This is a genomic window from Siccirubricoccus phaeus (genome assembly GCF_008360935.1).
Lineage (GTDB): Bacteria > Pseudomonadota > Alphaproteobacteria > Acetobacterales > Acetobacteraceae > Siccirubricoccus > Siccirubricoccus phaeus.
In genome coordinates this window covers 36,350-47,295 of the sequence record NZ_SRXO01000033.1, presented here as the reverse complement: position 1 = coordinate 47,295, position 10,946 = coordinate 36,350, and the positions used below count along the sequence as shown (strand labels likewise).

Sequence of the window (10,946 nt, the reverse complement as noted above, 5' to 3'; positions counted from 1 at the left end):
CCGGGCGCGCCCCCGGCCGCCGCGCCCGGCCCGGCACCCGGCGCCCCGCCCGGTGGGGCTCCGCCCGCCGCGCCGCCCCCCGCCACGCCGCCGCAGCGCTGAGGGGGGCGGAGGCCCATGCCCACCCGTCGCATCGCCGTCACCGGAAGCGCGGAATACCAGGCCCTCGGCACCGGCGGCACGCTGGCCGTGGACCAGTGGGATGCGCTGACGGCGCAGATCGCCGATGCGCTCGGCCCGGACCACGCCGCCCTCTTCGCCGAGCCGCAGCGCAACCCCGGCCGCGGCGAGATCGACTGGTATGCCGAGGGCCAGGGCGCCGCGCTGCGCGCCGACAGCCTGCCGGAGGCGGAGCGCGAGGCGCTGCTCGCCAGCTGGCATGGGATGCGGGCGGAGATCGCGGCGCTGGCCACGCGGCTCGGCGCCAGGCCGGAAACCCGCTTCATGGCCGGCCTGATCCAGGCCGCCATCACCCTGCCGCAGCCCGAGGCGCGGACCATCTACCGCATCGACGGCAAGCCGGTGCTGGTCGCCTGGGGGCATGAGCGGGCCGGGGCCGCCGCCGGGGCCGAGACCCTGACCGGGCGGATGGCGGCGGCAGAGCTGCCCATGGCCATCCTGCCGCCGCCCCCCGGGCCGGTGCCGCCGGGGCCGCGCCTCTGGCCGGTGCTGGCGGCGCTGCTCGGCGCGCTGCTGCTGCTGGCGCTCGCCCTGCTCTTCGCCTGGCGCGACCCCTTCGGCTGGCTGGCGCCGCAGGAGGTGGCCTGCACCGTCAGCCCGGAGGACCTCGCCGCCCTCGGCGCGCTGCGCGAGGCCTCCGAGCGGGAGAGCGCGCTGCGCCGCGAGCTGGCCCGGCTGGTGACCGAGGCGGCCGATCGCCGCGCCGCCTGCCCGCCCCTGCCCGCCCCCCGGCCGGAGCCGCAACCCCAGCCCCAACCCCAGCAGCCGGTGCAGGAACAGCCGCGCAACCCGGACCTGGAGCGGGCGCAGCGGGAGGGCGGGCAGACCGGAAGGCTGCAGATCGTGCTGGCCTGGGAGGGGCGGGCGGATGTGGACCTCCACGTCACCTGCCCGAACGGCCAGCGGCTGTTCTGGGGCGCCCGGGCCGTCTGCGGCGGGCAGCTCGACGTGGATGCGAATGCCGAGCGGCAGATGGCCCAGCCGGTGGAGAATGCCGTCTGGGCCAATCCGGGCAGCGGCACCTACCGGGTGGAGGTGGAGAATTACGCCCCCAACGGCAGCAACAACGTGCCCTTCCGCATCACCATCCGGCAGGAGGGCCGGCCTGACCGGGTCGTCACCGGGGTGGCGCGGGCCGGGGCCGGGCGGCAGCCGGTGACCACCGTCGATGTGCCCTGATGAGCACCAACCCATCCCTGGTGCTCGACCGGCGGCGGGCGGACTCCCTGCGCCCGCTGCTGCCCGCGCGCCCGGCGGCCGCCTGGCATGCGGCGCTGGTGGCGGAGATCGCGGCCGGGCTGGGCCCGGCCCATGCCGCGCTGCTGGCGGCGCCGGCGGAGGAGGCGGGGGAGCTGCTCTGGTCCGCGCCGGGGGTGCGGAGCAAGAGCTTTGCCGAGCTGCCCCTGACCGACCGGCGGGCGCTGACCGAGGCGCTGGGGGCCATCCTTTCCGACATCCGCCGGCTGGGGGAGAGCGGCGCGGCGCCCACCGTCGCCGAGGCCTGGCCGGCGCTGCGGGAAGTGCCGGATCTGGACGCGCTGTTTGCCGTGGATGGCAGGCCGGTGCTGACCGCCTGGGCGCATATCCCCGCCCGGGCGGAGCGGCCGCCCGGGCTGCTGGCGCGCTTCGACGATGGCCGCGCCTGGGCCGCCCCGCCCGGCTTTCCCTGGCGCCCCTGGGCCCTGGCCGGCGGCGCGCTGGCGGCGCTGGGTCTGGCGGCGGGCATAATGCTGCCGCTCTTCGGCGCGGCGCTGCTGCCGGTGGAGATCCCCGCCTGCCGCATCGAGCCGGACAGCCTTGCCTTGTACCAGGAGGCGCAGCGGGAGGCCGAGCGGCAGGATGCGCTGGAGGCCGAGCTGGCCCGGCTGGAGGAGGAGATGGGCCGTCGCCGCCTGGCCTGCCCCCTGCCGGTGGAGGAACCGCCGCCGCCCGCGCCACCCCCGCCGGAGCCGCCCCCGCCCGAACCGCCGCCGCCGCCCCCGCCGCCGCAGCGCCGGGCCGAGGCGCCGCCGCCCCCGCCACCGCGGCGGGAGGAGCCGCCGCGCCCACCCCCCGGCCCGCCCCCTGGCACCCAGCCCTGCGATGTGGAGACGCAATCCGGCGGCTATGGCGTGACCCGCACCCGGCATTTCCTCGGGCCCACGCCCGGGCTGGCGGTGCTGGATTACGACATGCGGCTGGAGCCGGACCGGCTGGAGGTGTTCTATCGCGGCCAGCCCATCACCGGCACGCGCGGCTTCGTCAGCTTCCGCGGCCGGCTGCAATTCCCCTGGCGGCCGCAGGGCAACGACTATGTGGTGGAGGTGGTGGTCACCGGCCCCTCCGCCAGCACCCAGTGGCGCTACCGGCTGAACTGCCCCATCCGCTAATTCCCCGCGACCTCGCTGCGCGCCGCCGTCATTCCCCAGGAAGCCGCTGCGGGGCTCCCCGGGCGCCCCAGGGAGTCGCAAAGCGGCTGGCGCCTCGCGCAGCCTGCCGCGGCAAAGCCGCGTCACGACACCGGGCGGCGCGGGTGGCGGCGGGGTGCTTGGCGCCCTGCCGGCGGGATGCGGCGCTGGCTGCGCCGGGGTGCCTGGCGCCTTGCCTGCGGAGCGGGGCGCGGTGAGCGGCGCGCCGCTCCTCCTCGACCGCCGCCGGGCGGCGGCGCTGCGGCCGCTGCTGCCGGGGCGGACACCGGCCGAATGGCATGCGGCGCTCGTGGCGGAGATCGCGACCGGGCTCGGCCCCGCCCATGCCGCGGTGCTGGCAGCGCCGGTGGCGGAGGGGGAGGATTTCGCCTGGACCGCCCCGGGCGCGCGCAGCCGGCCCTTCAGCGCCCTGCCCGCCACCGATCGCCGGGCGCTGACCGAGGCGCTGGGCGCCATCCTCTCCGATATTCGCCGCCTCGGCGAAAGCGGCGCCGCGCCCACCCTGGCCGAGGCCTGGCCGGCGCTGCGCGAGGTGCCGGACCTGGACGCCCTGCACGTCGTGGATGGCCGCCCCGTGCTGACCGCCTGGGCGCATATCCCCGCCCGGGCGGAGCGCCCGCCCGGCCTGCTCGCCCGCTTCGACGATGGCCGCGCCTGGCAGCCCCCGCCGCGTTTCCCCTGGCGGCGCTGGGGCCTGGGGGCGGCGGCGCTGGCGGCCTTCGCCCTGGCGGCCGGGCTGCTGCTGCCCCTGGTCGGCGCCGCGCTGGCCCCGGCGGAAATCCCGCCATGCCGGGTGGACCCCGCCGGCCTCGCCACGCTGCAGGAGGCGCAGCGCGAGGCGGCGCGGCAGGACTCCCTGGAAGCCGAATTGGCGCGGCTGGAGGAGGAGCGCGGCCGCCGCCGCCTCGCCTGCCCCCTGCCCACCGCCCCGCCCCCGCCCGAACCGCCGCCGCGCCGCGCCGAGGCCCCGCCGCCGCCACCGCCGCCGCGGCGGGAGGAACCGCCGCGTCCGCCCCCTGGTCCGCCCCAGCCCAGCCCGGATGCCGAGCGCGCCGCCCGCGCCGGCGGCCGCAGCGGCCGGCTGCAGATCATCCTCGCCTGGGAGGATACCAACGACCTCGACCTCTACGTGATCTGCCCGGACGGTCGGATGCTGGGGCCGGACAACAGCCGCGGCGCCTGCGGCGGGCGGATCGACGTGGATGCCAATCGCGGCGGCCCCAACCCGGCCCCGGGCCTGACCCGCACCCCGGTGGAGAACGCCGTCTGGGACCGGCCGCCGCCCGGCCGCTACCGGGTGCATGTGGATGCCTGCTGCGGCCGGGTGCGGCAGATGCCGGGCTCCGCCTTTCGCATCACCATAAGGCAGGAAGGGCAGCCGGACCGGGTGGTGCCGGGTTATGCCAGGGCCGGCAGCGTCCCGCCGGGGCCGATGATCGTCGAATTCTCGGTGCTGCCGCGATGAGGGCCTGCCCGAACTGGAGAGAGCGCCGATGAGCGGTGCCGCCCTGACCCTCGACCGCCGCCGGCGGGACGTCATCCGCCCGCTGCTGCCCTCCCGCAGCCCCGCCGCATGGCATGCGGCGCTGGTGGCGGAGATCGCGGCCGGGCTGGGCCCGGCCCATGCTGCGGTGCTGGCGGCGCCGGTGGAGGCGGCGGAGGAACTCGCCTGGACCGCCCCCGGCAGCCGCAGCAGGCCGTTCCCGGACCTGCCCCTGGCGGACCGCCGGGCGCTGACCGAGGCGCTGGGCGCCATCCTCTCCGATATCCGCCGCCTCGGCGAAAGCGGCGCCGCGCCGGCGGTGGCCGAGGCCTGGCCGGCGCTGCGCGAGGTGCCGGATTTCGACGCCCTGCACGCCGTGGACGGGCGCCCGGTGCTGACCGCCTGGGCGCATATGCCCGCCCGCGCCGAACGCCCGCCCGGCCTGCTCGCCCGCTTCGACGATGGCCGCGCCTGGCAGGCCCCGCCCGGCTTTCCCTGGCGCCCCTGGGCGCTGGCCGGCGGTGCCCTGGCCCTGCTGGCGCTGGCCGCCGGCGTCCTGCTGCCGCTGCTGGGCGCCGCCATGGTCCCGGCGCAGCTCCCGCAATGCGGGCTGGACCCCGCCAGCCTCGCCATCTTCCAGGAGGCGCAGCGGGAGGCCGGGCGACAGGATTCGCTGGAAGCCGAGCTGGCGCGGCTGGAGGAGGAGCGCGGCCGCCGCCGCATCGCCTGCCCGCTGCCGGTGCAGCCGCCGCCCCCGCCGGAACGCCGCGCGGAAGCCCCCACGCCGCCTCGGCCGTCCGAGCCCCCGCGCCGCCAGGAGCTGCCGCAGGAGCGCTGGGACCGCGGCGACCTCGCCATGCTGGAAGGCTGCTGGCGGAACAGCGCGGATATGACGACCATCGACCCCAGCACCGGCCAGCGCAACCCGCTCCGCGCCTGGCGCCTCTGCTTCGACCGCGACGGGAATGGCCGGCAAGAGCTGATCTGGGCCGATGGCCAGCGCTGCGAAGGGCCGCTCCGGGCCAGTTTCGAGGGCCGCCGCATGCACATCGCCGAGCCGCAGCGCTGCCAGGGCGGAAGGGGCCTCTACACCGGCCGGCAGGATTGCGTCAGGATCAACGACAACGAAGCGGAATGCACCCGGACCGAATTGGACGGTCCGCGGCCCGGCCCCAAGGCCCCGGGACGCTTCCGGCGATGAGGGGCGGCGGGGCCGGCAGGCCGCGACCGGGAATGGGCGCATGACGAAGCTGATTACGCTGATGCCGAACAGCGGCATCCATTTCTGGGATGTCGATTTCGACCTGGACGCCCTGCCGCGGCTCAGCCGGCGCTTCTGGGAGGAAAAGCTCTCCGAGGTGCCGGACGAGACCGGCGAGGTGCCGGTGGCGCTGCGCGAGCTGGTGGCGAATGAGGAGGGGGAGTTCGTCGACCCCGTCTCGCTGCACCAGCCGGTGGAGGAGGAGTGCTACGCCGTCAACGTCGCGCGGGCGCTGGAGCCATTCCTCGCCAAATGGGTGCCGCTGCCGGTCTTCGCCGTGCTGCAGCCGCGGGCGAACGCGCCCGATCTGATGGATCGCGGCCCGAGCAATTGGGTGCGCGCCCGCATCGCCGAGCTGCCGCCCGACCCGCGCCGCAGCGCCACCCGGCCCGCCCGCCTGACCCTGGCCTTCGACACCGGGCTGATGGAGCCGGACCCGGACCACCCGGACAGCATCGTGGCGCCCAATACCCGCACGGTGATGCGCGGGCAGGAGCTCGCTTTGGTCGCCGATAGCGGCCGCAATTCCTGGTTCATCAACGAGGAATGGGTGACCGCCTGGCTCGCCGAGATGTTCCGCGAGTTCAAGCAGGCCCAGACCCGCGGCCGGCCGCTGCGCAAGGAGGATTTCCCCTTCGCCTGCGAGCATCAGGCCCGCTACATCACCTTCCTCGCTCTGCTGGACGAGCTGCGCTGCATCCCGCGCATCCGCTTCGTGGACACCATCTCCCCGGGGCTGGAGATCAGCCCGGTGCAGGTCGATCTGGTGCTTGATGTCGGCAACAGCCGCACCTGCGGCATCCTGGTGGAGGAGCATCCCGGCCAGGGGATGAATCTCTCGGACAGCATGCCGCTGATCCTGCGCGACCTCTCCGAGCCGCACCGCACCTATGCGCTGCCCTTCGAGAGCCGGGTGGAATTCTGCCGCGCCAGCCTGGGGCGGGATGCGATCTCGCGGCGCTCCGGCCGGCCCGGGGCCTTCGCCTGGCCCTCGCCGGTGCGGGTGGGGCCGGAGGCGGTGCGGCTGGCGGGGGCACGGCTCGGGAATGAGGGGGCGACGGGGATTTCCTCGCCCAAGCGGTATCTCTGGGACAAGGCGAAGGTGGCGCAGCCCTGGCGCTACAACAGCCGCACGGCGGGGGAGGCGATCGACCCGCCGGTCTCCGGCATGTTCATGCGGCTGCTGACCGAGGAGGGGGAGGTGCGCGGCCTCGGCCGCGGCAAGCCGCCGCGCGGCACGCCGGCGATGCGGGCGCATTTCAGCCGCTCCTCGCTGTTCTCCCTGCTGATCGCCGAGATCGTGCTGCAGGCGCTGGCCCAGGCGAACTCGCCGGGCGGGCGGCAGGAAAGGCGGGACAGCGACGTGCCGCGGCGGCTGCGCCGCATCGTGCTGACCATGCCGCCGGGGATGCCGCTGGCCGAGCAGCGCATCCTGCGGGCCCGCGCCGAGGCGGGCGTGCGGCTGGCCTGGCAGATGCAGGGCTGGACCACGCCGGACGGCACCGCGGTGAACAAGCTGATGGAGGAGCCGAAGGTCCCGGACACCCTGGACGAGGCGACCGCCACCCAGATCGTCTGGCTGCACAACGAGGTGGCGGTGCGGATGGGCGGCGACGCCCAGGCGCTGTTCGAGGTGCTGGACATCCCGGCCGGCCAGCCGCTCCGTGTCGCCAGCATCGATATCGGCGGCGGCACCACCGACCTCATGGTCGCCTCCTACCGCCTCGGCGAGGGCGATGCGGTGCTGCCGGCGCAGGAATTCCGCGAAAGCTTCAAGACCGCGGGCGACGATCTGCTGCGCCAGGTGCTGGCGGAGATCGTGGTGCCCTGCCTTGCCGCCGCCTTGAAGAATGCGGGGGTGATGGATGCCGGCGCGCTGCTGCGCCGGACCCTGGGCGGCGACCAGGGCGGCCAGAGCGAGCAGGAGAGGCACCTGAAGCGCCAATTCGTCTCCCAGGTGCTGGAGCCGGTGGGCATCGAGATCCTGAAGGCGCGGGAGAAGGCGCAAGGGCGCAGCACCGGCGTGCTGCTGCAGGCGAAGCTCTCCGAGATCCTGCGGGAACGCAGCACGGGGGTGGAGCGCGCCATCGCCTATGTGGAGCGCCAGGCGCGCGAGGCGGGCGCGACGCAGGAGAGCGTGCTGGAGGCGGAGGTGGTCGCCACCGTGCCGATGGTCGATCGGCTGGTGCATGCCACCTTCGGCCCGATCCTCGCCAATCTCTGCGAGGCGGTCTGGCATCTCGGCTGCGACGTGCTGCTGCTCTCCGGCCGGCCCTCGCGGCTGACGGCGGTGGCCGATATCGTCACGGCGCGCATCCCGGTGCCGCCGCACCGCATCATCCGCATGCATCGCTACCAGGTGAGCGACGCCTACCCCTTCCGCGATGCTGCCAACCGCATCGAGGACCCGAAGACCACGGCCGCGGTCGGCGCCATGCTGGGTTTGCAGGCGGAGGCGCGGCTGCGGAATTTCCACCTCAGCAGCCGTGCCTTCCGGATGAAATCCACCGCGCGTTATATCGGCCGCCTCGACCAGTCCGGGCAGCTTCGCAACAACGCGGTGCTGCTGCAGGACGTGGATCTGGACCAGGCGAAGGGCGGCGGCGATGTCGCCTTCACCACCGCGCTGGCCGCGGCCAGCATGATCGGCTTCCGCCAGCTCCCGATCGAGCGCTGGACCGCCCAGCCGCTCTACGCCTTCGAGCTGCGCGAGCCGGAGAAGGCGGCGCGCCTCGCCTTGCCGCTGCGCGTCACCGTCCGCCGGCTGGACGAGCAATTCGGTGGCGAGGAGGGCGACCAGGAGGGGCTGGTGCGCGAGATGTTCAAGGTGGAGGAGGTCATCCAGGCGAATGGCGACCCCGCCAGCCCGAACGATGTCGATCTCCGCCTGCAGACCATGGAGCGCGGCGAGGGTTATTGGCGCGACACGGGCAATCTCGAACTCCGGAGCGTGCCATGAGCAACCCCCTGCTGGCGCGCGAGGCGGAGCGCGCGACCGAGATCGACCGGCTGGCGGTGGACAGCCTGGGCTGGGCGCAGACCGGCGCGCCGCAGGCGCATGAAAGCCTGCCGCGCGACCTGCGGCGCGATGCGCGCCGGGCCAAGGGGCTGCGCAACGCGGCGCAGCGGCCGGTGGCGGTCGCCGTCTTCGGCGCCTCCCAGGCCGGGAAATCCTATCTGGTCTCGCGGCTGGCGGCGCCGCTCGGCAAGCCGCTGACGGCGCTGATCGGCACGCAGCGGCTGGACTTCCTGAAGGACATCAACCCGCCGGGCGGCAATGAATCGACGGGCCTCGTCACCCGCTTCACCATCGCCCCGCCGCCGGCGCCGGCGGATGCGCCCATCGCGCTGCGGCTGCTGACCCAGACCGATGTGGTGAAGATCCTCGCCAACACCTATCTGGAAGACTTCGCGCTGGATGAGGGCGCGGTGCCGCAGCCGGAGGACCTCCAGAAGCACCTGGCGCAATTCGAGGGCGCGGCGGGGCCCGCGCCCTGCGACGGCCTCGATGTGGACGGCATCGAGGACCTCCAGGACTATCTGCGCAACCATTTCCGCGACCGCACCCTGATCGGCGCGCTTTCCAACAGCTTCTGGCAGCGCTTCGCGGACATCGTGCCGCGGCTGCCGGCGGAGCGGCGGGCGGAGGCCTTCTCGATCCTCTGGGGCCGCGACCAGACGCTGACCAAGGCCTGCACGGAGCTGCTCACCGTGCTGAAGCGCCTCGGCTTCCCGGAGGATGTGCGCGCCGGCATGGATGCGGTGCAGCCGCGCGAGACCAGCGTGGTGGATGTGCGCACCCTCTTCACCATGGGGCAGCCCTCGCCCGGCACGGTGGCGCTGCGCCCGGCCAGCGGCGGCGCCGGCGTGCCGGTGGACCGGGCGCTGGCCACCGCCCTCATCACCGAGATCGTCGTGCCGCTGGCCGAGAAGCCCTGGGCCTTCTTCGACCACACCGACCTGCTGGACTTCCCCGGCGCCCGGGTCCGCGAGGAAATCCCGAACGCCGAGAAATTCTTCGCCACGCCCGGCAATCTCGGCCGCGCCTTCCTGCGCGGCAAGGTCGCCTACCTGTTCCAGCGCTACAATGCGGAGCAGGAGATCAGCGCCATGCTGCTCTGCGTCGGGCCGCAGGTGCAGGAGGTGCAGACCCTGCCGAAAATGGTCGATGACTGGATCGGCCTGACCGCCGGCAAGACGCCCGCCGAGCGCGCCGGCAAGGCCAGCAATTTGTTCTTCGTGCTGACCAAATTCGACGCGGAATTCGAGGAGAAGGGCGGCGAGGACATCGCCTCCGGCCATCGCTGGACGGCGCGCATGCAGGCCAGCCTCGTCGATTTCTTCGGCAAGGCCTATGAATGGCCGGATGAATGGGTGCCGGGCCAGCCCTTCACCAACACCTTCTGGCTGCGCAACCCCTCGGTCGGCTTCGACGCGGTGTTCGACTATGAGCCGGATCCGGAGGGCGGGCGGCGGGAGGTCGGCGTCTCCCCGCGCGCCGCGCAGCGGGTGCAGGAACGGCGCGAGGCCTACCTCAACAACCCGCTGGTGAAGAAGCATTTCGCCAACCCGGCCAAGGCCTGGGATGAGGCGCTGCGGCCGAATGACGGCGGGATCGGGCATCTGGCGGCGGCGCTGGCGCCGGTCTGCGATCCGACGCTGAAGGCGCGCCAATTGAAGGCCCGGGCGGCGACGCTGGTCAGCAGCATGTCCGGCCGGCTGCGCCCCTTCTTCCGCGGCGGCGATGCGGAGCAGCGGGTGGAGGATGCCCGCCGCCGTGCCCGTGTCCTCGGCCGGGCGCTGGCGCAGACGGCGCAGGCCCAGCTCCTCGGCCCCTTTCTGCGCAGCCTGATGGTGGATGCGGACAGCATCGCCGCGGTCTATTGGCGGCTGCGCGCCGATGCCAGCCTCAGCCTGGCGCCGATCGGCGCCGTCGCCACCAAGGACGACTATGACGACTTGCTCGGCGACCTGCTGGGCGAGCCGGAAGCCACGGAGGACGCGCCCGCCACCGGCCCGCGCGACGTCTTCGAGCAATTCGCCAGCCTTGCCCTCGAGGATTGGGAGATGCGCATGCGGGCGCTGGCGGATGACGAGGCCGCGCTCGCCTATTTCCCCCTGCCGCGGGAAGTCATCGCCGAAATCGCCGGCGAGCTGGCCCAGGGCGCCCGCCGGCTGAAGCTGCGCGACGGCATCGCGGAGGTGCTGCGCAGCCGCGCCAATTTCCAGGCCCGCGCCGATGCGATGGAGCAAAAGCAGGTGGCGATCGTCGAGGAACGCATCAACGAGTACGTCCACCGGCTGAACTGGCCAGCGGTGGAACCGGCGAAGCGCCCGAAGCTCGGCCGCGACGAGCGGCCGATCTTCCTGGCCCGCGCGCCCGACCCGGCGCCGCCGCCCTTGCCGGAACAGCCCTCCGCCTATGACCGGCAATACAATGCCGATTGGATCGCGGGCCTGGCCGGGCTGATGGAGGGCAATGCCCGCTCCTCCGACGGCGTGGATTACGACATCGTCGCCAATGCCCGGCTCGGCCAGATCCTGCAGGGGCTGGCCGCCAGCCAGGACGCGGCGTGAGGCCCCAGGGGATGAGAATGGGGATGAGGATGAGCAT

6 protein-coding genes are annotated in these 10,946 nt (G+C 74.2%); all 6 read left to right on the top strand.

Features of this window, described 5'->3' with window-relative positions; genetic code table 11:
• Window positions 1-117: 117 nt before the first annotated feature.
• On the top strand, window positions 118-1,359 hold the full coding sequence (locus E5N76_RS27825; protein ID WP_149541239.1) for a hypothetical protein: 1,242 nt from the start codon (window positions 118-120) through the stop codon (window positions 1,357-1,359).
• Window positions 1,359-2,549 carry a hypothetical protein gene (locus tag E5N76_RS27820; protein ID WP_149541238.1) on the top strand — a complete coding sequence of 397 codons (1,191 nt, stop codon included), beginning with the start codon at window positions 1,359-1,361 and terminating at the stop codon, window positions 2,547-2,549. The genes E5N76_RS27825 and E5N76_RS27820 overlap by 1 nt, the downstream gene beginning before the upstream one ends.
• A 232-nt stretch (window positions 2,550-2,781) precedes the next feature.
• Window positions 2,782-4,053: a hypothetical protein gene (locus tag E5N76_RS31220; RefSeq protein WP_187830452.1), complete on the top strand. Its 1,272-nt coding sequence runs from the start codon at window positions 2,782-2,784 to the stop codon at window positions 4,051-4,053.
• A 28-nt stretch (window positions 4,054-4,081) separates the two neighbouring features.
• Complete coding sequence (locus tag E5N76_RS29920) at window positions 4,082-5,272, top strand: hypothetical protein (protein WP_187830451.1); 1,191 nt, start codon at window positions 4,082-4,084, stop codon at window positions 5,270-5,272.
• A 40-nt stretch (window positions 5,273-5,312) separates the two neighbouring features.
• Window positions 5,313-8,291 carry a virulence factor SrfB gene (locus E5N76_RS27810; RefSeq protein WP_187830450.1) on the top strand — a complete coding sequence of 993 codons (2,979 nt, stop codon included), beginning with the start codon at window positions 5,313-5,315 and terminating at the stop codon, window positions 8,289-8,291.
• The gene (locus E5N76_RS27805) at window positions 8,288-10,909 is read left to right on the top strand and encodes a virulence factor SrfC family protein (RefSeq protein WP_149541236.1); all 2,622 of its coding nucleotides are present in this window, start codon (window positions 8,288-8,290) and stop codon (window positions 10,907-10,909) included. The genes E5N76_RS27810 and E5N76_RS27805 overlap by 4 nt, the downstream gene beginning before the upstream one ends.
• Window positions 10,910-10,946: the final 37 nt, after the last annotated feature.

Excerpts from the sequence above, each read along its gene's own strand:
- E5N76_RS29920 (WP_187830451.1), top strand. The coding sequence starts at position 4,082 with ATGAGCGGTGCCGCCCTGACCCTCGACCGCCGCCGGCGGGACGTCATC.
- E5N76_RS27810 (WP_187830450.1), top strand. The coding sequence starts at position 5,313 with ATGACGAAGCTGATTACGCTGATGCCGAACAGCGGCATCCATTTCTGG.
- E5N76_RS27825 (WP_149541239.1), top strand. The coding sequence starts at position 118 with ATGCCCACCCGTCGCATCGCCGTCACCGGAAGCGCGGAATACCAGGCC.
- E5N76_RS27805 (WP_149541236.1), top strand. The coding sequence starts at position 8,288 with ATGAGCAACCCCCTGCTGGCGCGCGAGGCGGAGCGCGCGACCGAGATC.
- E5N76_RS27820 (WP_149541238.1), top strand. The coding sequence starts at position 1,359 with ATGAGCACCAACCCATCCCTGGTGCTCGACCGGCGGCGGGCGGACTCC.